Origin of the sequence: Natranaerobius thermophilus JW/NM-WN-LF, from assembly GCF_000020005.1 — a bacterium.
Lineage (GTDB): Bacteria > Bacillota > Natranaerobiia > Natranaerobiales > Natranaerobiaceae > Natranaerobius > Natranaerobius thermophilus.
On record NC_010718.1, the window covers coordinates 1,924,057 to 1,949,032 of the forward strand.

The following is a 24,976-nucleotide window of genomic DNA, read 5'->3' on the forward strand; positions in this document are numbered from 1 at the left end:
ATTACCTACCTCCTATATTAATTTTACACTTTATAGCAGGTCCGCCCATTCCAACTGGTATCACTTGTTTTTTTCCACACATCCCAGCATTTGACCATGTCATTTCATCTGAAATCATGGTAACTGTTTTAAGGACATCAAAAGCAATGCCTGAAATTGTTGTATCTTTAATGGCTCTTCCCAGTTTGCCATTTTTAATCTCATAACCATTTGGTACACCAAACATAAATTCACTTGTAGAGTCAGCCTGTCCATTACTCGGCTTGACTAAATAATATCCATCATCAATAGATGCAATCATATCCTCTAGTCTATCTGAACCAGGTAAGATAGCCGTATTTCTCATTCTAACTAAGGGTTCATCTGAGTAACCATAGGCCCTGGCATTACCAGTTGGCTGCTCATTTAAATCTATAGACAAATCTTTATTATTCATATACCTCTTTAAAATCCCATTTTCGATAATGAAGGCATCTTCAGGTCTCGTTCCTTCATCATCTATGTACACAGGCATGGGACAAACTTCATTATTGTACTCATAAGCAAAATCAGCTAAATTCACGATATCACTGGCAACTTTTTCATTAAGATAATCCTTGGCAACAGAACCACTTTTCACCATATCGGCTTCCGTCGTATGCCCAATGGCTTCGTGAGCTAAAATACCAGCTAGTTTAGAATCGAGAATCACATCTTTATAGCCAGCTTCAGGATAGACACCTTCTGATTTCTCCTTAACTTTACGATATACTTCATCAATCTTTTCGTAAAAATCTTCAGGATTATCAAAATAGTCTTCATATTGGCCTAATCCACCAAAAACGTCGTAAGTATCATACGTGTTACCATCTTTTTCAACAGAAAGGCTGATTATCAACAACGATCGCGGAATCATTGTGTGACCAGAAGCTCCGAAAGAAGTTAACAGGTTTTTTTCCATATCTAAATTATTGATAACAAAAGTGTCTGATTTAATGTCTGGATAGTTTTTTGCTGTATATTCATGTAAATCTTTCAAAAATTCCAGCATGTCTTTTCTTGATACTCTAGTTTTGTCAGTAGAAAAGTCTTTGATGACTTCAAAACTTTCTCCAGATAATTGTGCTTTATTGGAGTTTTCTAACTTGGCTAGCAAACTAGCGTTAGTCTTTGATCTTTTAATGATATCCTTAACTGTTTTTTCATCTGTTTTAGGACTAGAAGCAAATCCAAAATAACCTTGATTATATACCCTAGAAGATATACCACTAGAAGTGTTTTTTTGGTTTCTGACTAAGTTTCCATTAACCAGTACTAAAGAAACTGATGTGTTTTGTTGTAATCGAAGCTCCGCATGTTCATCTAGATAATTCTTAAAGGTCTTTAAATACTCCAATTTCATGTCAATATCCCTCCAATCAAAAATCATCCAATATATAAAATTTCTGTAATTATAGTAAAAATCCTTTTTTAACATCAATTAGATGTTTTGTTTTTAGGCGTGCTGCGTTTAATCTAACATGTTATTAACTTTTCATAAATTCTTGGATTAAATATTTTAATACAAATGCAAAAAATAGATGAGCAATAAAAAAAGCAGCTACAGCTAGAGGTTCAGCCCTTGCTTCAGGTAAAATATTAAAAAGTTTCATGATTGTACCTGCCCCTAACAACCAAAGACCAGTTATTACAGCAATGGATTTTAATAACAAATTATTCCAACCAGTAAAGTCTAAAACTATTAGATATATAAAAGTATACACTCCTCCTATTATCATACTCCAAACAATACCCAAAATTATCACAAAAATATTTGTTAAATCAGGCTGTTCAAACATTAATTGAACTGTAAGCTGTGGCATATTTATTCTGGGTACAGCAATTAATGAATTTATTATGTACAGAAACAAATTGGCGGCTAGCGCTGAAAGGCTTCCAGTATATACTGCTACTACCATTCGGTCATTCATTTATATCCTCCTAGCTATACATAAATCACTTTCGATCGCTGATGTTTAGGTTTTATTGTTTCCTTTTTAAGTAAAATTAAAAATTTTATAGCTATCAAAATTCAAATTTAATATAGCTTGTTAAGTTTAACACTTTATACTCCTGTGATATAATAAAGTTGTCAATATTTTTGACAGTCAACCTGTATATGAGGAGGGGTAGTTATCATTCATTCTAAAAATCTGCATCATATTAAAAAGGCCTTTAAAGAAACAGATTTAATTTGTATCTTAGATAGATATGGAAAAATACTTTATTATAATAATTATAACGATATTCATAATAAATTAGGAACAGAAGATGTAGTGGGAAAGCATTTATTAGAAGTTTATCCATGGTTGACTGAGAAGACTAGTACAGCTTTAACGGTTTTAAGAACTGGACAAGCCATTATTAATCAACCTCAAGTTATGGAACTCAGTGATGGGACAAATGTCAATTCAATAAATACGGCCTTCCCTCTCAAAAATAAAGACGGAATCCTCGGAGTGGTTTTTTTATCAAACAATATCAACACTATTAACAGTACTTCGGGATCAAACTACACCAAGCCAAAAAGACAGAGGCTCGGTGCCAAGTACACCTTTGACGATATAATTACTCAAAATGAAGGAATTTTAAATATTATTAACAAATTAAAAAAGGTTTCCAGGAATAATTCTAATATATTTATCTATGGTGAAACCGGAACAGGTAAAGAGCTATTTGTTCACGCAATACACAATGCCAGTAATCGAGCTAATAAGCCTTTTATATCTCAGAACTGTGCTGCTATTCCAGAATCTTTGATGGAAAGTTTGATTTTTGGTACCACTGCAGGTAGTTTTACTGGCTCCACAGATAAAAAGGGTTTATTTGAACTGGCAAACGGTGGGACAATATATTTGGATGAAATCAATTCTATGCCCTTAACACTTCAATCAAAACTATTAAGGGTTCTAGAAGATGGCAAGGTTCGTAGAATTGGGGGCAAAACCGAATATGAAACAGATGTCAGGATAATTGCCTCTACAAATGAAGCTCCCGATTATTTGCTAAGAACTAATAAACTTAGAGAGGATTTATTTTACAGACTTAGTGTAGTCAATGTCGAAATTCCTCCTTTAAGGGAACGAAAAGATGATATAGAATACCTATATGATTTTTTTATTAAAGATTTTAACGCTACTTTCGGAGAACATGTTGACGGAATAGATAGTCAAGTTAGACACATCTTTATGGACTATGATTGGCCCGGTAATATTAGAGAGTTAAAGAACTGCATAGAAGGCGCCTTTAACAGTGTGGAAGGTACTATCATACAGTTAAAAGACATGCCCAGTTATATCAGTAAAAAAGCAAGATCCTGTGCCGAAAATTCTAAAAACCAATGCGATAGTAACATTCAAGACCGAATCAATGAGAACTTTCTCTCTCACAATGAATTATCGTTAAAAAAGAATCAGGAAACCTTGGAGAAAAACTTGATAAAAAAAGCACTCAAGGAATCAAAAAACAATATTACTCAAGCTGCTAAATTACTAGAAGTTCCGAGACAATCTGTTTATAATAAAATCAAAAAATACAATATTGAGCTATAGAACAAATGAACAATTTGTGATGCAATATTTTAAATGATTGACTTCATATGTACAACTGTCAATCCCCTTGACAGTTGTACATTTTTTTTACACCCACGTTGAGGATGATAACTATCGATATAGCTTTAATTATCTTTTTTGAAATTTTACTCACAAGGCATTCTAGAGGCCTTAACTCAATTGTTTATTAGATTTTTTTACACTCCTATTTCTTGGTTTAATATTGGCACAGAATTTGCACTTGTATAAGTGAAATTAAAAAGCTAAATTTTGATTTCCACTCAGCATTCCAATTTTACAAATTTATAAAACTAATTCTAATTTATCCAAAATGCGAAAGGAGGAGTCAAGTATGAACAACAAGTACGCTAGTCTTTTCGAACCAATGAAAATTGGAAAAACCAAAATCAAAAACCGAATTGGGATGTCTCCTATGGCTGCCTCGGGAATGATAACCCCTCACAACTGTTTTGATAAAAGAGCTGCAGAGTACTATGTGGAAAGAGCTCGAGGTGGAGCCGGACTAATCATAACTGGTGGAGTAGAAGTAGAAAATGAAATAGAACAAACCAAACTGGGAATTTTCCAAAACATCTCCACAAATCCCGTGGCCTTTGCTCTCAATTCCAGTGAAATGATAGAAAGAGTCCATGCCCACGGCTCCAAAATCTTCTTACAGCTGACAATGGGATTTGGAAGATCTTTGTTTCTAGATTTTGTCGATAGTCATCCTGTAGCGCCTTCGGCCATCCCACATTTTTGGGAGCCAGATGTCACTTGTCGTGAATTAACAACCAACGAAGTAGAATATATGGTAGAAAAAATGGCAGAAGCGGCTAAAGTTGCAGCTTCTGCAGGTTATGACGGTGTAGAAGTTCACGCTATGCACGAAGGATATTTACTCGATCAATTTACTTTAAAGGCTTTCAACAAAAGAACTGATAAATACGGCGGCGATTTACGGGGACGCTTGCAGCTACCCATCGAAATCTTACAAGCTATTAAATCAGAAGTAGGCCAGGATTTTCCTGTCATTTTAAGATATGGTGTTAAAAGCTGCATTAAAGCACCACATCAAGGTGGTTTGCCGGGAGAAGATTATCAAGAACACGGAAGAGATTTGGAAGAAGGTCTAGAAGCTGCCAAAATTCTAGAAGAAGCGGGTTATGACGGATTTAATGCGGATTTAGGTTCTTATGAAGCTCTGTATTGGGCCCATCCCCCTACCTATATTGAACACGGTTGTTATCTACCTTATACAAAACAGCTCAAAGAAGTAATAGATGTTCCTGTTTTAACAGCAGGTAGAATGGACAATCCCGAAGTAGCTGCCGAAGCTGTCACTAGCGAAAAAACCGATATGGCTTTACTCGGTCGAGGTCTCTTGGCTGATCCGGATTGGCCCAATAAAGTTAAATCAGGTGAAACCGATAAAATCAGACCCTGCCTCGGTTGCCATGACGGATGTATGGGAAGATTGGAAAGCGGTAAAGTGATCTCATGTGCTGTCAACCCTGCTTGTGGAAGAGAAGAAGAATACAAACTTCATCCGCCATTGAAACAAAAAGATGTCATGGTTGTTGGCGGTGGAATAGCAGGAATGGAAGCTGCTAGAGTTGCTGCAATACGCGGACATAAAGTTTCTCTTTACGAGAAGAATAACTCTCTAGGTGGACATGTGGTTGAAGCCTCTGTCCCAGAGTTTAAAAAAGATGAACGAGAGCTATTGAGATGGTACGGACAAGAACTAAAAGAGAATGATGTAGAACTAAATTTAGGAACTGAAGTAGACAGCCAACTTGTAAAAGAAATTAATCCTGATGAAATAATATTAGCTACTGGTGCAAAGGAAAAAATTCCACCAATTCAAGGTATCGATCAAGACCATGTCCTCACAGCCTGTGATGCTTTAATGAATCCAGATAAAGTTGGCAAAAACGTAGCCATTATTGGTGGAGGGCTTGTAGGTTGCGAAATCGCTATATGGTTGGCTCAACAAAATAAACAAATTACCATCGTAGAAATGATAGAGGAATTAATGGGAGCTGTATTCGTCTCTCATGCTAATGAAATGATGCTAAAAGATATGATAAAACATGAAGGTATTGAAGTTAAAACTGACACTAGCCTATTAGAAGTACAAGAGAATGAAATTGTGACAATTAATAAAGAATTTAAAAAGCAAAATTTAAATGCAGATACAGTCCTACTGGCAATCGGTTACGAGTCTGATACAAAACTTTATGAAGAACTTAAAGATATTCACCCTAAAACACACTTAATTGGAGATGCAAGAACTGTCCAAAACATCATGTATGGAATTTGGGAAGGGTATGAAGTGGCTAGAACTTTATAAACCAAAACTCTATTACAATTAATAAAAATCTAAGATGGGAGGTAGTAATATGAACGAAAAGTTTGTCGGTACTGATGCGATTATGAGACGAGCTATGCTCAAAGGTTGTGGATTCGGTGATGATGATATCAAAACCAAACCGCATATTGGGATAGTAAACACTTACAACGAAGGTGCTCCTGGACACGCCCATCTCAAACAATTATCCGAAGTAATCAAACAAGGAGTTTGGGCTGCAGGGGGCGTTCCCTTTGAGTTTGGAGCTCCCTCTACATGTGGAGATATGATCGTAGGTGAAGAAGAATTAAAATTTGAACTTGCAGGCAGAGATGTAGTCGCCCAGGCTGTCGAGTATGTTTCAACTGTACATCAGTTTGATGGGCTTATATTACTGGCAAGCTGTGATAATATTATCCCCGGTGTTGCTCTAGGAGCTATTAGAATGAACATCCCCTCTATCATTTTAACCGGAGGTTCTATGCTGGTCGGTGAATACCAAGGAGAGGAAATTCTGCCCTGCGATGTAGGTGTTATGACTATGGGTAAAGATGCGGAAAGTGAACGGGTCAAAGAGATTGAAAATGTTGCTTGTATGTGCCCTGGAGCTTGTTCCACCATGGGAACGGCAAATAGTATGCAAATTATGATGGAAGTACTAGGTTTAACATTACCCGGTGTCTCAACAATCCCTGCTGTTTATGCTGACAAACAGAGGGCTTCACGCCTAGCAGGAAAAAGAATAGTAGATATGGTCAAGGAAGATTTAAAGCCAAGTAATGTTTTAACAAGAGAAACCTTTTTAAATGCAGTAACAACAGATATTGCCATGGGTGGTTCTACTAATGTCATCCTGCATTTAATTGCCCTTGCAAGAGAAGCAGGAGTAGAATTAACGGTTGATGATTTTGATAGAATTGGCCGAAATGTACCTTGTGTTTGTGGTGTAAAACCATCAGGCGATTATACAATAGTAGATTTTCATAACGCCGGTGGTGTGCCCGCTATGTTAAAAGAACTACAATCTTTACTCTATTTAGATTCAAAAGCTATTACCGGAGAAACATTACAAGAAATCATCAATAAAGCAAGCAATAAAAATCCCGATGTCATTAGATCTATGGACAATCCTATCACTTCAGATGGTGGTCTAACTATCTTAAGAGGTAATCTAGCACCTAACAGTGCTATTATCAGATCTTCTTCTGTCCCTGAAAGCATGAAGAAGTTTTCGGGCCGAGCCAGGGTATTTCATAGAGATCAGGACGGTGCTAAGGCCATTAAAGAAGGCAAAATTCAACCAGGAGATGTTATGGTTATTCGGTACGAGGGACCGAAAGGTGCCCCAGGAATGAAAGAAATAATGTTGAGTACCGATGCTCTAGTAGCTCATGGGCTCGACGATAGTGTCGGACTTGTGACAGACGGTAGATTTTCCGGATTTAACCGCGGCCCCATAGTAGGCCATATAACCCCTGAAGCTTTTGAAGGCGGCCCTCTGGCCTTGGTAGAAGATGGTGATATCATCTCAGTAGATATTAAAGAAGCTACCCTTACTATTGACATCAGTGAAGAAGAAATGAAACGACGAGGAGCTAACTGGCAACAACCAGAACCGAAAGTAAAACAAGGAATGATGCGACTATACTCCAAGATGTGCAGATCTGCTGAAGAAGGAGCAGGTATGACATTATAAAAAACAAATATTTTAAAGGAGGATTGCAAATGATCTACAAAGCAAGAGAAGGACAAAAAAGTTATGGTGAACCGATTGGAATCTTATTACTTGATTTTCATGCACCTTTCATTCCTGGAGACGTAGGAAATGCCACAACCTATGATTATCCGGTCAAATTCAAGTTAGTAGAAGGATTAACTTTTGACAGATTGTTGAACAAAGACAAGAGTGCTTTGGATTCCTTAATCAAAGCTGCTAAAGAACTAGAACAACAAGGGGTTCGTGCGATAACAGCTGACTGCGGATTTTTTGCCCTATTTCAAAAAGAAGTAGCAGAAGCCCTGGATGTGCCTGTCTTCTTATCAAGTCTATTACAGGTTCCCTTCATCTCCAGTATTATAGGAAAAAATAGTAAAGTAGGTATTATAAGTGCAGTTGCTAGCAGCTTAGATGAGACTTTCTTTGATGCTGTCAATGTCGATAGCTCGTCAGTAGCACTGAAAGGTCTTGAAGATAAAGAAAACTTCCGTAAATTTGGAGTTGAAGAAACGGGAATTCTTGACACTGAAGCCGTTGAACAAGAAGTCATCTCTGCAGTAGAAGACCTATTAGAAGAAAATCCCGATGTTCAGGCTATATTAATTGAGTGCAGCATGCTACCACCTTACGGTAAAGCAGTTCAAGAAGCTACTGGCTTACCTGTTTTTGATTTCATCACAATGATAGATCACGTATTTACAGCCGTTGTTAAAAAAGAATATCAAGGTTATCTATAAAGCATGTTTAGAATAAGGCCTCCATTTTTTTGGAGGCCTTTTACTTTATATTATAGCTCTTTTATACTCCATTGTTGATAGTTGAATTCTTCGATTGAACGAATTTTGTGTAAGGTTGATATTACATCTTAACGATCCAACAGTAGAATTAAAGTCAAATAACAGGATGTTATTTGCTAAACATTTGATTTGAAATCGAAGAGTTCAACTATCAACATTCAACTTTAACACAGCTTATATTATAAAAATTCGTTGTTATATTAAGTTGTTAATACTGTAAAATTTTCAATTGATGGATTAAAGAGTATGATTTGTTTTTATGATATAATTTAATAAACTTTAAATTTCAAACATTGAAATAAAGTTAATAATTACACATTACACTGGAGGGAGCCAAGGATGTACGAAATAGTTATTAAAAATGGTACAATTGTAGATCCGGTCCATGGTTGTTACAAAGCTAATGTTGGTATCGAAAATGGACGCATAATGACAATCAGTAATACTAAATTAACAGGCACCAATTATATTGATGCAACAGATAAGTATATTTCACCGGGATTCATTGATATCCACATGCATGAAGATCTGCCAGAAGACTGTGTAGAATGGAATGAGGTCAAATCAATAAAATACGAAATATTCAAACATATGGCCAGAATGGGAGTTACTACTTCAATTGGTGGTAATTGCGGTTTAGGAGATTTAAATATTTCAAAGTATTACAACATAATTAACAAACAGGGTGCACCAACCAATTATTTGGGATTTGTAGGAAATGTTCGATTACGAGAGGCGGTAGGAAACCATGATTGTTACGCTCCTTCCTCTAACTCCCAATTAAAATCCATGGGTCAAATGCTGCGAAAAGAGCTTAAAGATGGGGCTATAGGACTTGCGTTTGGTTTGGAATATGCTCCAGGAACATCCTTAGAAGAAATTATTTATTTAAGCAAAATTGTTTCAGAATATCCCGATAAGATGGTGGCAATACATTACCGTTTTGATGCCTCAAGATCTTTGGAAGCTATAGCTGAAATGATAATAGTTGCTAGAGAAACAGGTGTTAAACTACAAATATCTCATATAGGAAGTTGTTCGGCTTTTGGATACATGGAAGAATCATTACGGATGATTTCTGAGGCCAGGAAAAATAATATCGATATCATGGCAGATGTATACCCTTATGATGCTTTTAGTACCATGATTGGCAGTGCCGTTTTCGATTCAGGATGTTTTGAAAGATGGAATAAAGATTACGATTCTATAGTAATCGGCAACGGGCCTTATGCTGGTACTACATGTGATCACAAATTGTTTAATCACTTAAGAAACAATGACCCTGATACTTTGGCAATAGCTTTTGTAATGGATGAAGAAGAAGTAAGTAAAGCAATAGAGCATCCTTTAACCATGATTGCTAGTGACGGATTATTACAACAGGGCAAAGGACATCCCCGGGCAAGTAGTACTTTCCCTCGAGTCCTTCGTAAATATGTTCGGGAAGATAAGCGATTGTCCCTGCAAGATGCCATAAGCAAAATGACACTTGTTCCTGCTAATAGGATTGGCTTAAAAGATCGAGGGCGTTTAAAAGAAGGTTTTATCGCCGACATAACCATTTTCGATTTTGATAAAATAACTGACAAAGCCACATACCAAGAGCCTGTCAAACCACCTGTTGGAATTGAATACGTATTAGTACAAGGAAAACCAGTAGTATTTAATGGTGAATTGACAGGAGATTATCCGGGAGTTACTTTACTATAACTTACTTAATTATAAAAGCCTGAGAAGTTAATTAACAATTAACCCTCTCAGGCCTTTTATATGGGGTCTAACAGTTAATGTGGAATCTTTCAAGAAGCACATATTCTAAACTTTCTAAAATGGACCGTATCCAATCATAACTGAAATCGCTACAAAAATTGCACCTACTACTGTCCAAATCGCAAAGAGTGGCAGCATCCATTTTGCCCATTTATCCCATGAAATACCACCAATAGCTATAGCTGCCATAAAATATCCCGAAGTTGGACTGATTACATTGGAAAATCCGTCACCGAATTGAAATGCTAGTACAGCAGTTTGTCTAGTAATTTCAAGAATATCGGCCAAAGGTGCCATAATAGGCATAGAGACAGCAGCCTGTCCACTCCCGGAAGGTACAATTAAGTTTATAAGGGTTTGAACTACAAACATCCCGACACCTGATAACGCTTGTGGAAGTCCTTCAATTGCCATTGCCATACCGTATATCACTGTATCAATAATCATACCTTCCGTCATAACTACCATTATTGCCCGTGCAACACCAATAATCAGAGCCCCGTACACAAGTTCTTGTGCCCCACTAACAAATTCCTTACCAATATCATTTGGCTTGATTCCTCCGACAATTGCACTTGCTACCCCAATTATTAAAAACAGTGCTGCTAGTTCAGGAATATAAAATCCAAGTTCGATTAGGCCATAACCTAAAATTAATAGACCTACTACAAAGACTGCAAAAACTCGCTTGTGCTTTGAAGTCAGTTCGGGTAAATTATCCATATCAAAGCTGCCTTGTTTTTCTTTATCCTCTTCATAAGTTACGCTAAGTTCTGGATTTTTCTTTATTTTGTCTGCATATCTATAAACATACACTATCGCAATACCTAAAATAACTACATAAGCTATTAATCTAAATGCAAATCCTGAAAACAGTGGCAAGCCTGCAATACCTTGGGCTATTCCTACTGTAAATGGATTCATAAAAGCACCGGCAAACCCGGCACCAGCTCCTAGTAGTACCATGGCAACCCCGGTAATAGTATCAAAACCTAGAGCTATGGACAAGGCAATAATAATTGGATAGAATGGCAACAACTCTTCAGCCATACCAAATACAGCCCCTGCCAACGAAAATACAAACATAATTATGGGAATAACAAGTTTTTCTTTTCCTGCAGCTTTTTTAACTATTGCCCCTATTGTAGCATCAATAGTACCTGTTGCTCTTATCATTTTAAAAGATCCACCAATAATCAATACAAAGAAAATAATAAACCCGACTTCATCCATCCCCTGGTGTATTGATTCAAATATTCCAAAAGGTGATATTGGATCTGACTCAACTGTTTCGTAACTTCCCGGTATAACGATTTCTCTGTCTGTTTCAGGATCTATTTCTCTTTGAAATTCTCCCGCCGGAATAACATAAGTTAATGCAGCAGTAATACAGATTATTACAAAAAGCAGCACATAAGTGTGTGGTACTTTTATCTTCACATTTTTTCACCTCGTTAAGTGCAGAATTTTTTAGCTAACTCATAATAAACATGCACGGATTTTACTATTTCTTCCACATCAATGTACTCTAAAGTTGCGTGTGCTTGAGCTATATTACCTGGACCAACAACTATCCCCTTAGTACCTAAATTATTGCTTAGCTGTGCAGCATCACTCCATCCTTTAAATGCCACAGGACCTGGCTCTCTGTCTGGGAAAACATGGCTAACAATGTGTAACGCTTCTTGCACTAGCGAACTATTTACATCAGTGGAATGAGGAGTGTTTAACAAAGCAGCCGTTGCTTCTCTCATCCCTCTTACTGAATATTTGCCTTTACTATTATTTTTTGTCACTTTGTTAGCCAGTTCTGTTACTTCTTCTGTAATACTTTCAATAGTTTCATCGGGAAGCCATCTTCTATCTAGTTGAACCACACAAGTATCAGGCACAATATTAGGATCATCACCTCCTTGAATCTTACCGACATTAATTGAAGCTTGACCAGCAATTTCATGATGTCTCTGTTCTAATTTGGGCAAGAGTTCATTTTGTACCTTGAGAGAAAACTCTGAAGCTAATAGGACTGCGTTAATCCCCTCTCTGGGCCTGCTTCCATGAGAAGCTTGTCCCTTGAAAGTAACTTCAATCCACTCCATCCCCTTATGAGCAGGACAGACTTTCATGTCAGTAGGTTCTGCTACTACGACCATATCTGGTACTGGACCATTTTTGACAATGTACTCAGTTCCTCTGCAGCTTTGTTCTTCATCAATGACTCCAGCAAAGGCTAATCCACCCGGTAATTCAATATTCGCCCTTTTTAAGGCAAACATGGTAGCCATAAAAGCTGCTATTCCACCTTTCATATCCACAGCTCCCCGACCATATAATTTGCCCTCTTTTATTTCTGGTTTAAAAGGATCAATGCTCATTCCATAGGGGGGTACAGTATCAGTATGACCGTTAAACATCAGGCTTATCTGATCCGATTTCTTTGGTAAATAAGCCATGACATTTAGGCGACCATCGGCATTATCTACCGCTACAGTTTCACTTTCAATACCTTCTTTTTGAAATTTAGATTTAATCCATTCTGCAATCTTATTCTCTTGATAATCCACTTCTTTGTGACTTTCTATTTTGATCAATTCAAATGCAAGATTCAAAATTTCCTCTCTATCAATTGGTATATTAGAATGCAATAGTATACCTCCTTTCTATTTAATTTTGTAGAAATTATTGCATGGACTATTATTAAATTTTCTTATTTGCATTGTTTATTTTGAAAATTAGCACAATTAATTACGTAAAAACTAATACAAAAACAAACTCAAATTTTGTCAGATTATATCTATATTATACATAAGTTTTCAAATAAATCTAATGGTACTATTTACCATATTATATTAAAATGAATGCAAGTCTAAAAAGCAATAAAAAATCACCACCCACTTAATTGGCGAATGTAGGTGATGATTCAATAGTAATAACACATTTTATTCTACTTGTATCCAATTCCCAGTGGGCACATGATAGAGATAAGCTTTTGTTGGAGTTATATTAAATATTTCGGTAATTGCCCTGAGATACATTTGAATTTGCATGCGATATTTTCCCTGTAACCGTTTTTCAATTTCATCCATATTGCTTGTATTTAATTTATCTGTTTTAAAATCTATTAAGTAATAATTTGTTCCATCCCAAAACAGATAATCGATAACTCCCTGGATAACTACTGTTTCATCAGACAAACCTTGTAGTTCTGTTGTTTCAATGTTTTCCGCTTCAAGCTCTGCTTGACATTCTTCAGATCCAGCTAACATTTCCCAAGCAGGCACACCTAAGGTAAAAGGAAGTTCCCTTTTAAGTCCTTTAGGTCTTTCAAGGATAGCTTGCCCTAATTCACTTTGGAAAAACTTCATAATTAAATCCTCTGAAATGACGTCTCGCTGAGCCTGAGTGATAATTTCTTTATTGACTAGATCGTCTAACTGATTACTTATTTGTTCTTCACTAAACTCCTGGCTGTTTAAATCAGAATTAATAGGTAAATGCTGAAATGCCAAGTGAATACTTGTACCCGCTTCGGCTCCAGTTAACCCGGAATTGGATTTTAAGAACTCAGGCCTTTTAGATGGTGTATGATGCTCCTTGTATGATTCATATTTATTATCACCGGCATCTTCAGTTGTTTCTAAAAACATTGGAATTTGAGTTGCAGCCAACTTTTTATAATGATCCTGAACAGAAGATAGAGATTGATTTTGACTGACTATCTTTGAGTCTATATAAGTGTCGGATTTAGCCAAGTCGGTCACAGACATTTTCCCTACTATTTCTGTAGCAATATTATATGGATAGCTATAAGAAATAGCCTGTTCCAGTGTTCGTTTTTGATCTTCAAATTCTTCCTGATCCACTTCCCACGTAAAAGTTTGAGATAGCAAGCTTTCAAAATAGGATTTCCAATTGTATTCAACAGATTTACCATCCTGTTGGCCAGGAATATCATTCCAAATTTTGTGAAACAGTTCAGAGTCTTCTCCTAACTGTGGATAAATCCAGTCTAAATAGTTCTGTGCTGCAGCAGGTTCTTCTGGAACTGAAATTTTACTTTCAATATCTTTGCCTGAACCTACTAAGAACAATTTTTCTTCCGCCCTGGTCATGGCCACGTATAGTATTCTCATTTCTTCGGCTAAGGTTTCTCGGCCTAAGGAGCCTTTAATTGCTTGATGAGCAATGGTAGGGTACTTTATCCTGTTTGTAAGATCAACCAATTTAGGCCCTAATCCCAGATCTTTATGTAGGAGAAGATCTCCCTTTTGATCATTAAAATTAAAGTTATTACCCAAACCCATGACAAAAACTACGGGGAACTCCAGTCCTTTGCTTTTATGAATACTCATTAAGCGAACTACATTTTCATTTTCACTAACAGTCCTGGCTTTTCCCAGATCAAAATCTTGCTCTACTAGTTTTTCTATAAAATTCAAAAACTTTACTAGACCTGAGTGTGAAAAGGAATCAAATTGCAAAGCTCTATCATAAAAACTCCACAGATTAGCCTGTCTCTCTCTACCACCTGGAAAACCTGCGACATAATCGAGATAATCCGTAATTTGGTAGATATCCCAGATCAACTCTGCCAGGCTTCTTTCTCTCGAAATTCTACGCCATCTCTCCAACTGGCTGAAAAACTTCTGCATTTTTTGAATTGTTTTTTCAGAGCATTGATTCTGTTGTTCAATAGAATTTGTTAAAACTCGCTTACATGCTTCATAATAATCCGTTCCAGGGTTAGATCGTCTGATTTCAACTAGTTCATTACTATCTAAACCTACCAAGGGGGATCTCAATACACCAGCCAAGGGAATATCCTGACGAGGATTATCAATAATTTTTAACAAAGATAGCATTACTTGTACTTCTTGAGCAGCAAAATAACCTGTATCAAGTTCTGCGTATAAAGGAACTCCATGTTCCTGGAAAACATTAGTAACTAACTCCGCTTGTTCTTTTGTCTTTCGTGATAGTATAACAAAATCACTATAATCAAGTTTCCTATAGTCGTCTAAATCCCGGTCATATATTCGATACTCTTCTTCTACCAAGCTATTAATAGTAGTAGCAATCAACTGGGCTTCCCTCTCTGTATCTTCCTCTCGAGAGTTTGTATCCTTGTTTTCCAAAAGATGTACTTCCGTCCTACCATCAATAACCTGATTTTCATTTTCTGCTTGTCCTTCATATTTATCATCTTCATTATCATCTTCATTTAAGTATAGCTCTCTAGGTTTACTGGCGGGAATTAACTTGACTTTCTCATTATACTCAATTCCCGATAAGGAGCCAGTCATAATCCGACTGAATAAATAATTAACACTTTCAAGAACCATGGGAGAAGATCGGAAGTTTTCTTGTAATTCAATTAAACTACCTTCTTCTGATCTTTGATCAAAGGTATCATACTTGTTTAAAAACAGTTCAGGTTCTGCTAATCTAAACCTGTAAATGCTCTGTTTTACATCTCCCACCATGAACAAGTCAGGGCTTATACTTTGTTGTCCAGTTAATTTTTCTAAAATTGCATTTTGAACTTGATTAATGTCCTGGTATTCATCTACCATCACTTCATCATAGCGCTGATGCAGTTCAGATACTATTTCTGGGTACTGATCTAGTAATTCATAAACATAATGTTCTAAGTCAGAAAAATCCATAATTCCTCGTTGCTTTTTAACTTCCTCATATTTATCATCCATATTTATAACCATATCTATCAACTTATTCATCAATGGAGATAACTGCTGTAGATCGCGTAATAGTTCATCTTTTGATCTAGTAAAATAATTTTGGACCAACTTTTGAAAAGTTTTTTTACCATGATCCCTAAGTTTTTTACAATCTTTTTTAAGATCTTCGTCAACATCGTCATTTTTGGATACAGAAGGTAGTTTTGAAAACTTAAAACCAGCAACCCGCTCAGCAAATGAATTCCAATCAAAACTGTGGTTCTCAACCTCTACTAACTGTTGAGTAAAATTCTGAACTTGTTCTATCTCTTCTAATAAAGTTTCGGCGTATTGATAGGGGCCTCCCGGCTGTTCACTTGTTTGCAAAGCTCTTTTAAAGTAATTAATACATTGTTTAAAAAGGGTTTCGATATCTTTTTGTATTTCGAGATAGTACACAGTGTTTGTCAAATCATCATCAGTTGAGACCTCAAAATGGTCTTTGACACTTTGTAACCATTTCCTCGGCCGAGGATGACTTCTAGAAAATCTATGTAAAGTTAATATCATTTTCTTTAGCTTTTCATCATTTTTATCGCCGCCATAAGAGTCTACTAAAAGGTAAAACGATTGTTCGCCCAAGCCATATTCTTCTTCTAAATAATTATCAATGACACTTTGTCTAAGTAATTCTACATCATATTCACTAGCCACTGAAAACGCAGGGTCAATATCTAAATAATAAAAGTAGTGGCGCAGTATTTCCAGGCAAAATGAATGCAGAGTTGAAATATTAGCTTTATTCAATAGATATAGTTGTTTTTTCAAGTGATCATTTTCTGGATCTTGCGATAAAGCCTTTTTCAGTTCTCTGGCTATTCGATCACGCATCTCATTAGCAGCTTTTTCTGTAAAAGTAACTACTAACAAGCCATTAACTGTTAAATCATCATGGGGGTCAATGAGCTTGGAAATAATCCTCTGCACTAGTACTGCCGTTTTTCCTGCCCCTGCACCAGCAGAAACTAAGATATGATGATAGTTTTCATCAATTACCTGTCTCTGACTATCCGTCCATTTAGACTGGGTATTGTTATTTTCTTGAACCATAATGTCACTCCTTTACTTCTTCCATCTCTTCCAGTATTAAGGATAAATAATCGCCTTTGGCTGGTACATTCCAAAATTTATGCTCTTTATAATTCAAATCAAATTGACATACTGCAAGATATGGACAGTAAGTACATGCACTGTAACCCCCGTCTTTATAAGGATACGGTGCTATTTCACCTGATAAAACCCGCTCCGCGAGCTCAACAAGTTTTGATTCAGTATAGTTCAGCACTGCTAAAAATTCCTGCTCACTCAATACTTTACTGTTTTTATAAAATCCCGGTGAGCTTGTCCTTAACTTATACGGTAATAAGTCCTGAGAATTTTCATCTTCCCTAGTCATTAAATCAAGAACTTCTTCATCATCAATTAAATAACCCCTCATCTTCAGTGTAGATTTCAGCTTGTCCCTAGCCTGAGCTGGTGAAACAGGCTTATCCGTAGGAACTACCGGATTTTCTACACCGAAATAAAGCATTCCACCAGGAAACATTTGATCACCAGTTAATTTGTCACTATTTCTCATAGCCACAGTCATATAAGCTGCTAGTTGTAAGTCGAGACCATAATATAAATCCCTTAATTCCAAATTCTTGGATTTTCCTTTATAATCTATAACTCTTAGGTATAGGTCACCATCTTTTTTTCCAGTATCTATCCTGTCAATTCGACCCTTTAATTGAACTTTTTTATTCGGAAAAGACGGTAGCTCTAATTCTAGGGTAGATAAGGGTTCATCCTTACCAAAACCAATTTCAGAACCTACTGGATAAAATCCCTTATCATCACTATACCAGGACAGTACCTCCACTGCTCTCGATAATAATTCATGGAGTTTTTTCTTGAAGTATTTATACCTCTCACTAGCCAGGAGAATTCTATTTTTAAGCCGCTCGGATAATACCTCTACGATTTCTGAAACAAGTGCCTCGCGCTCTTCGGTTTTAAGTTTATGCCAGGTTAAATTATTTTCCTGTAATTTATCCCAAAATAATTTCAACCCAGCATGGTAAAATAGACCTAAACTTGCCGGTTCGAGCCGGAAATACTCTCGTTCCTTTAACCTCAAGTTTTGCTCGGCAAAATGTCTAAATGGACACTGACAGAAACTTTCAAGTCCCGACACAGATGTGGCAATCTTGTTGGGATACAGCTTATCAATAACTTCTTGAGTGAGAGGAGACAAACTTTTTTTATAATCTAAGGCCTTAATTTCTGGCGTCGAATAGAACAAATCAGGATGTTCATTAATCAAATATGCTAATAACTGTTGTTTATCTTCAGCTAATTTTTCGGGATGACCTACTTTATTAATTAATTTAATTAAGTTAGATACTGCTTTTTTACCATCAATTATATATTGTCTAAAATCTTCGTCATTTTCAGGACCATCATTTTGGTATTCCTGGAATAACTCGGGAAACATCTCTTGGATATCTGAAATTATGGTAGATGGGCTCATAGTTCTACCTTCTGAATCAGCTGCTGGATAACTAAGATACAGCTTTTGAGAAGGTTGAGTTAAAACATTATAAATTAAATACTGTTCCTGATATAATTTCTGCTCAGTAGTGGGTGCAAATTCTACATCATGCTGGCGCAATGTTATCCTTTCTCGATCATCTATAATGCCATCATCATCTATTTTGGCAGGATACAAACCATCAGAAACTCCTGCCATAAATAATACTTTAATTTCATGATATCTACTTCTATCTGCAGTGCCAACCAAGACCTGATCAAGGGTCGCCGGTAGCAGTCCCAATTTTATATTAGCAAGTCCAGACTCGATTATTTGTAAATACTCAGACAAAGTGACCTTTTGCTCTCCTAAAAAAGTGACCATTTGATCAAGTAAATCAATAACTGTATCCCACAGTTGATTGTGCAACTGCATTTCCACAAAATCTTTTCTTTCTTCTGCTTCAAGTGACCATTCTTCCAATTGATATTCTATTTGTAACTGTTCTATTAATTCCCACAGATAAGTGGAAATCTCCCTTACTGATAATAAATTATCCTCTTCTGCCTCTTGGTTTTTAAACTGTGCAGATAATGATTCAGATTTATTTATCCCCCTCAATTTGCTATCAAACTCTAAAAGTGTATCTCTAACTTTACCTTTAATTGAATTAATTTCACTTAAATATTGTTTATTTCTGTTACTGGGAGCAATATTTTCCCTTTCCAGATCAAAGTTGGCAATAAAATTCCACTTCCCCTGTTTTTTCCAGTCTTTACCAGATATTCCATGTGCAAGTACATAATTTTCTACTTGAAATATTTCCTCACTAGAGATAGGTAACAGGCCTGTTTTAAGCATACGAAATAGGGGTTCGTAATCCCAGTTAGAAATTACAGTTTCTACAGAAGAACGCAAAAATTCTACTAAGGGATGGTGATGTACAGGTTCCTTTCGATCTAAAAAATGAGGAATTTTGTAATCGTTAAATACAGCTTTAATAACAGGTTCGTAACTTTCTAATTCTCGTACTATTACGGCAATATCTTTATACCTCATGCCATGGTCTCGAACCAATAATTTAATTTCACGGGCGATTTTATCAATTTCATTTCTCAGATTAGTACCTTCAACTATTGATAAACCTGTTGGCTCACTATCGTAAGGATTTATTTTGTTCTTACCCCATTCTTTCTCAAGATGAGCTAGAGCAGGATTATCTTTGAATCTTGGAAGAGATGAAGCTGATCTATGTTCTTCGTTTTCATTAGGAAAGTGCTTAGATTTTTTGATCTCTATATCATTATTAACAGCAAGTTCCCATACCTGATTATAAGTTTTCAGAGTAGGATGAAATAGATGTAACTCGTCATCTATTTTACCAGTAAACTGGGGAGGTAAAGTGAGGGCGAGTTCAATATTTGAACACTTGGTCAATAAACCCTCCAATAATTTCAATTCCTGGGGAGTGAAGCCGGAAAAACCGTCAATATAACAAGTGGATCCTGCTAAAAAAGAAATATTGTTACCTTCCATTTTTTGACCGGCTTTACTCAACCTATCTTCTTGATGATGATAACCCTGATGTTGCAAAAAAGTTTCGTAATCAGTAAACACTTGAGAGATTTCTTGTAATTTTTGTTTTAAATGAATTAGATCTAATTCTTGACTTATCTGTTCAAGCATTTCAGGAGTTATTTCATACATCCTGGCTTCAGAAATTAAGCGCGATAATTTTTCAGAAAAGCCGGACTTCACTGCCACCTTTTCTAATATTTCCAGGTCATCTTTACGTTGGAGGAGAATATTCTTAATAATCATTTCTTTACCAGTATCAGAAAGATCAGCTTTTGCTATCCCACCTTGTTCCTCCAAAACTTTTTGTGACAATCTCTGAAAACTCAAGATATGTAATCTACTAAAACCTGAGATATCGGATCGCCTTAAAATAGCTTGTTCCATCTGAAAAGTTGCCTGTTCCGGTACTAAAAAAATTATTGGATCCCCATCTGGAGCTGCTTTTAGTTGTTCTGTAATACTGTCTATAATATAAGATGTTTTTCCACTTCCGGCCCGGCCTAACAAAAACTTTACACTCACTCAAGCTCCCCCTTCCTCTTTTAAACAAATACTTCGAAGAAAAAATAAAAGTTACACCGGAAAAAACCGGTGTAAAGCAATTTAAAGCAAATCATTTTCTGATCTCAAATTCAGTTAAATTTTCCTGGGGTTCTAGCCATTCCCCTTCAACTTCTTCTATTTGGCCAGTTCCTACTTCATTACTCTCAAGAATTCTTTTAAGTTCTTCAACTCTTTCTTCATCTCCTTCAATATACACTTCAACTCTTCCATCCCGTAAGTTTCTGACATAACCGCCAGAAACCCCTATTTCTTTTGCCACTTGACTAACTGAATATCTCATACCCACTCCTTGAACTAAACCTGATAAATATCCTTTAAAAGCTGTCTTTGCCATATTTATCACCTCCTGTATATTTTCATTAATCTTGATTAGGAGTTTCAGGAGGATCAGGGTGTTCAGGACTTTCAGGGAAATCTAAAGGAAAATTATTTTCTTGTTCGTTTTCTTTGAATTCGCTTTCATCAAATTCTTTATTGTGGTTTGATTCTCCTGCCGATTCTTGTTTATTTGTTTGTTGTTCCTCATCGGGGAGTATGACATCAACAATTCCCTCTTCCCCGTCATACTCTACGTAACCACCAAAGGCCTCACCAGTAAATCTAAAGGGTATGTATGTACGCCCTTTTATCAGCCGTGAGGAAACATCTAGGTTTGTTCTATCCCCATTAATTATTGCTACATCCTCGCCTATTGGCAATGCCACCCTGTCTTTATTTCTTTGGGCATAAGCAACTTGTTTATCGCCGTCCCATTCCATAGTTGCACCGATAGCTTCAAAAACCGACCGGGCCGGCATTAAAATTCGTCCATCTTGCACTTTGATATCATTCTGCAACTTTATTTCTTTTTCGTTAACTGTTACTTTCAGATCATCAATTCTTTCATACTGCTGATCACTATCGTCATCAGCAGAGACAGATGAAGGGTGTTGAATTGTCAAAACTAATCCTAAACTAAAAAATATGACAAACAATAAGCTAAAAAAACCGAACTGAGTAAAAACTGTTTTTTCCCTCTTGTTGTTTAGTATAATTTTAATATTATCCAAAAGATCACCTCAACAAATAGGCAACTTTATTATTAATTAAGATATACTGTCAAACCCACATAATCCGTACAATTTATAAGTTTTACAGTATCAACAAATAAATATATAGCACCTAAAATTAAGTAAGATGCAACAAAATTCAGGGCTAGTCCACTAAATATGTAATAACTGCTATAATCGCAGCCCAACCTATAATAAATAAAAACACATATAAAACTAATTGTAATAATCTCTTACTCATAGTATCTCCTCTCCATTTATTATTTATTTATAACCACATCAGTTCCTCTGGATAGGATCAGCCATCATATCTAATCTAAGATAAGGGTCACTCACTAGGGTCATGTCATTTATTCATTAATTTGAGTTTGATAGGTTAAGTTCTCTCCCTATACCAAATTTTATCATAATTAAATTAACACCCATAACAAGTATAGCAATTATCCCGGCAGTACCAAACATAGCAATCCTAGATATTTCAACTAACAGACCAAAAGCCGGTGGCCCAAAAGCCACTCCGAAGAACCTTACACTACCATATAAAGAAGTAACTCCACCCCTGGCCCTTCCAGACGCAGTGCTAGTTACTAGAGTATTAACTGATGTTAAAACAAGACCAGTACCAACACCTATTAAAATTATACCAGCAAATAAAGCGTAATCATTATCCAACAATAAAATTATTCCGCCAAAAGAAAGCCCGATAATTGTCAAACCAGTTACAACCAATTTACTCATAAGTAATTTGGACTGAATGAAATGCCCTGTAGTGTAAGAAGTAACTGCCATGACAATTACAGGAAGCGCTATAACTATTCCCTTAGGTGCTCCCTCTAAATTATATCTTATCTCTAAAATATCCGAAAGGTATGATAGAGTACCAAATAAAGAAAATAATACAGTGAATCCCGCCAAATAAGTAGCTATTAATACCATCTTTTTATCTTTGAAAACATCAAAAATCCTGGTAAAATAACCTTTTTCTTCTTGACTACTACCTCCTGCCTTTTGCTCTGGCTCTTTTAAAACCACCCATAACATGATAGCAACTGGCAAAGAAAATATAGTGTAAACAAAAAAAACTGAGTACCATATCCAAACAACTATTATAGCACCTAAGATAGGACTTACAACCTTTCCTATACCATTAGCCGCTTCCAGAACCCCCATAGCCTCACTTCGTTCACCTGATTGAAATAAATCACCTGCTAAAGCCATAGCAATGGGACCAGTTCCACCAGCTCCTATTCCCTTTACAACTCTCCCAAAAATTATCCAGGGATAAGCGGAATTAAAAAATATAGGTGCAAAGCCACTTATTAAGCCTCCTATAGCATATAAAAAAACAGAAGGTACTAGTACTACTTTACGACCATATTTATCGGAAATAAAACCAACAATAGGTATTGTAATCCCTGCTGCTATAGAAAAAGTTGTTACAAGCAATCCAACTTCAAGTTGTGTTAGATTGAGCTGATTTTGGATCTCAGGGAATGCTGGAATAATTAAAGAGTTTCCCAGAACCATAATAAATGGCACTCCACTCAAAGCTGCTAAATATTTTTTTGTTTCCTGTTGCATTTTCTGCTCACTCTCCTGTATAATTGTAATGTATGTCAATTAGCGTCTATTTATATCCTTTATTGTAAAATTGCTTTTATACTTTTTATATCAGCTCAGAAAAAGGTAGATTTTTGCAGTTTAATTTTATTTTTTGCGATTTCCCAGTAAATAAAATCTAATCCTAAAAAAACAAATTTTTATTTATTATGCTCTTTACAAACAGTTTATTATCTGCTATACTTATTTACGTCGATGGGAGAGAAAACATGCCGGGGTGGCGGAACTGGCAGACGCAAGGGACTTAAAATCCCTCGGACAATCAAATTGTCCGTACCGGTTCGATTCCGGTCCCCGGCACCAAAGCCCAAAAAAACCTCACTTAAAAAAGTGAGGTTTTTTTATTATATATGACTTGTTTTACTAACATTATTTTTTGTGATCGTATTCCGTCTTATCCTGATTATTTTGTATTTGGTGACACATCTTCATCTTTAACAATGACTTTATGAAAGAAGTATTCTCCTACAGCAACCAAAATTCCAAATAAAATCAAAGAACCTATAGTTGTCTGGAAAACTGTCACTAAACTCACTACATAAGCCGCAACCAATCCAAGTACTCCATCTCCCACCGAAGCGTAAATATTTCCGTACTCTGGTAAAATATATAAATCTCCAACAACATAGTTCAGTGCCGTAGCCAGGATAGCAAATCCAAATACCCACCCCCATGGATTACCATCAAGGCCAATAAAGGCAACACTGGCAACGATAAAAGTCATTAAAAACTTGATGACTAATGCTGATAATGTATCATTCATATTTTATCTCCTCCCTTAATTTCTATGGATTTTGTCTAGTTTAATTTTTTAGAGTCCTCGATTATCCATTCATTACTATTATTTCCCTAATTTATACAAAATAATCAAAAAAAGCACCATAATTGGTGCTTAAACTAGTATTCCTAAATTAATAAAAAAGTTAGTTGTTACTGTTTTTTGTAACTTCAAATTCACCAAGACTACTGTCCCAGTTCACACTATATCCAAGTTGCTGTTCTACTACTTTACGCAAGGGAACATAAGTTTTGCCATCAATGAGAAACCCATCTGATACTTCCTCGTCTAATACAGTTCCCCTAACTTTTCGCTCTATTTCAGGTAACTCTCCTAATTCCTGTTCCTGTAAAGAGTTTCTTATTAAGTCTAAATCGGTATTTTCACCGGGACAATTAGTAGATACCCAGTCGCTGTGTGAAAAAACGAGTAAATTTTTCGAGTAAATGCTATTCAACCATTTATGAATTTCAATAGCCTTTTGATACTGTTGTTCAGTTGGCTGGGATTCATTCATGTTACCAGAAAAAGCTATGCCTATAGTTTTTTGATTTGCATTCCCGCCTGAATGGGCACCTTGCTTCTCATGAGGTCGACCTAACTCAATAGTACCATCACTACGTATTTGATAATGATAACCGACCATTTGCCAACCTCTAACATTTCTGTGGAATTCATCATGTCTGGTAATTGGTCGGTCTGAAACACCAGTATGATGATAAGTTATCCCAATTGTTTCTGGCCTTTCAGTCAATCCAGTTTTAGGCTCAAGATTATAATCTTTCACTTCTGGTTTACTAACCATTAATGAATCTCTCCTCATTATAATTTTAGCCAATAAATTTAGACTTATAATAAGACTGACATTAATTCAATATATTCTTTTAATTTTATAATAGTTACTATTTATAGTCACTTAATTAATTCA

Annotated in this window: 16 protein-coding genes and 1 tRNA gene; 6 read left to right on the forward strand and 11 right to left on the reverse strand. The window is 36.0% G+C overall.

Annotation, left to right across the window (positions count from 1 at the left end; genetic code table 11):
- Window position 1: 1 nt before the first annotated feature.
- A complete protein-coding gene (locus NTHER_RS09330; protein WP_012448283.1) occupies window positions 2-1,381 on the reverse strand; it encodes a TldD/PmbA family protein in 1,380 nt (459 codons plus the stop codon).
- Window positions 1,382-1,505: 124 nt separating this feature from the next.
- Window positions 1,506-1,949: a hypothetical protein gene (locus NTHER_RS09335; RefSeq protein ID WP_012448284.1), complete on the reverse strand. Its 444-nt coding sequence runs from the start codon at window positions 1,947-1,949 to the stop codon at window positions 1,506-1,508.
- 267 nt (window positions 1,950-2,216) lie between these two features.
- On the opposite strand from NTHER_RS09335, the gene NTHER_RS09340 reads away from it, so the two are divergent.
- The 5 genes from NTHER_RS09340 (at window position 2,217) to NTHER_RS09360 (ending at window position 10,146) form a co-directional block, all read left to right on the forward strand.
- Window positions 2,217-3,569: a sigma-54 interaction domain-containing protein gene (locus tag NTHER_RS09340; protein ID WP_083762764.1), complete on the forward strand. Its 1,353-nt coding sequence runs from the start codon at window positions 2,217-2,219 to the stop codon at window positions 3,567-3,569.
- Window positions 3,570-3,921: 352 nt separating this feature from the next.
- Window positions 3,922-5,925, forward strand: coding sequence for an oxidoreductase (locus NTHER_RS09345; RefSeq protein ID WP_012448286.1), 2,004 nt, complete (start codon window positions 3,922-3,924; stop codon window positions 5,923-5,925).
- Between the two features lie 49 nt (window positions 5,926-5,974).
- Window positions 5,975-7,618, forward strand: coding sequence for a dihydroxy-acid dehydratase (gene ilvD / locus NTHER_RS09350; protein ID WP_012448287.1), 1,644 nt, complete (start codon window positions 5,975-5,977; stop codon window positions 7,616-7,618).
- Window positions 7,619-7,647: 29 nt separating this feature from the next.
- Window positions 7,648-8,376: an aspartate/glutamate racemase family protein gene (locus NTHER_RS09355; RefSeq protein WP_012448288.1), complete on the forward strand. Its 729-nt coding sequence runs from the start codon at window positions 7,648-7,650 to the stop codon at window positions 8,374-8,376.
- Window positions 8,377-8,775: 399 nt separating this feature from the next.
- Window positions 8,776-10,146 carry an N-acyl-D-amino-acid deacylase family protein gene (locus NTHER_RS09360; protein ID WP_012448289.1) on the forward strand — a complete coding sequence of 457 codons (1,371 nt, stop codon included), beginning with the start codon at window positions 8,776-8,778 and terminating at the stop codon, window positions 10,144-10,146.
- Window positions 10,147-10,260: 114 nt separating this feature from the next.
- On the opposite strand, the gene NTHER_RS09365 is transcribed toward NTHER_RS09360, so the two are convergent.
- From NTHER_RS09365 to NTHER_RS09395, 7 genes are all read right to left on the reverse strand, one after another.
- Window positions 10,261-11,646: a YfcC family protein gene (locus NTHER_RS09365; RefSeq protein ID WP_012448290.1), complete on the reverse strand. Its 1,386-nt coding sequence runs from the start codon at window positions 11,644-11,646 to the stop codon at window positions 10,261-10,263.
- 14 nt (window positions 11,647-11,660) lie between these two features.
- On the reverse strand, window positions 11,661-12,851 hold the full coding sequence (locus NTHER_RS09370) for a M20 family metallopeptidase (protein ID WP_012448291.1): 1,191 nt from the start codon (window positions 12,849-12,851) through the stop codon (window positions 11,661-11,663).
- 294 nt (window positions 12,852-13,145) lie between these two features.
- A complete protein-coding gene (gene addA / locus NTHER_RS09375; RefSeq protein ID WP_012448292.1) occupies window positions 13,146-16,994 on the reverse strand; it encodes a helicase-exonuclease AddAB subunit AddA in 3,849 nt (1,282 codons plus the stop codon).
- Window positions 16,995-16,998: 4 nt separating this feature from the next.
- A complete protein-coding gene (gene addB, locus NTHER_RS09380; protein WP_012448293.1) occupies window positions 16,999-20,559 on the reverse strand; it encodes a helicase-exonuclease AddAB subunit AddB in 3,561 nt (1,186 codons plus the stop codon).
- Window positions 20,560-20,650: 91 nt separating this feature from the next.
- Window positions 20,651-20,935: an acylphosphatase gene (locus NTHER_RS09385; RefSeq protein WP_012448294.1), complete on the reverse strand. Its 285-nt coding sequence runs from the start codon at window positions 20,933-20,935 to the stop codon at window positions 20,651-20,653.
- A gap of 25 nt (window positions 20,936-20,960) precedes the next feature.
- Window positions 20,961-21,650 (reverse strand): copper amine oxidase N-terminal domain-containing protein, encoded by a 690-nt coding sequence (locus tag NTHER_RS09390; RefSeq protein ID WP_012448295.1) that lies wholly within the window; start codon window positions 21,648-21,650, stop codon window positions 20,961-20,963.
- A gap of 357 nt (window positions 21,651-22,007) precedes the next feature.
- Window positions 22,008-23,231, reverse strand: a complete 1,224-nt coding sequence (locus NTHER_RS09395) for an MFS transporter (RefSeq protein WP_012448297.1) — start codon at window positions 23,229-23,231, stop codon at window positions 22,008-22,010.
- Between the two features lie 250 nt (window positions 23,232-23,481).
- On the opposite strand from NTHER_RS09395, the gene NTHER_RS09400 reads away from it, so the two are divergent.
- Window positions 23,482-23,573, forward strand: a tRNA-Leu gene (locus NTHER_RS09400).
- Window positions 23,574-23,673: 100 nt separating this feature from the next.
- Here the strand turns inward: NTHER_RS09400 and NTHER_RS09405 are convergent.
- Together NTHER_RS09405 and NTHER_RS15255 are read right to left on the reverse strand one after the other, a co-directional pair.
- Window positions 23,674-24,033, reverse strand: a complete 360-nt coding sequence (locus tag NTHER_RS09405) for a DUF2512 family protein (RefSeq protein WP_012448298.1) — start codon at window positions 24,031-24,033, stop codon at window positions 23,674-23,676.
- A 160-nt stretch (window positions 24,034-24,193) separates the two neighbouring features.
- Window positions 24,194-24,853, reverse strand: coding sequence for an N-acetylmuramoyl-L-alanine amidase (locus NTHER_RS15255; protein WP_012448299.1), 660 nt, complete (start codon window positions 24,851-24,853; stop codon window positions 24,194-24,196).
- Window positions 24,854-24,976: the final 123 nt, after the last annotated feature.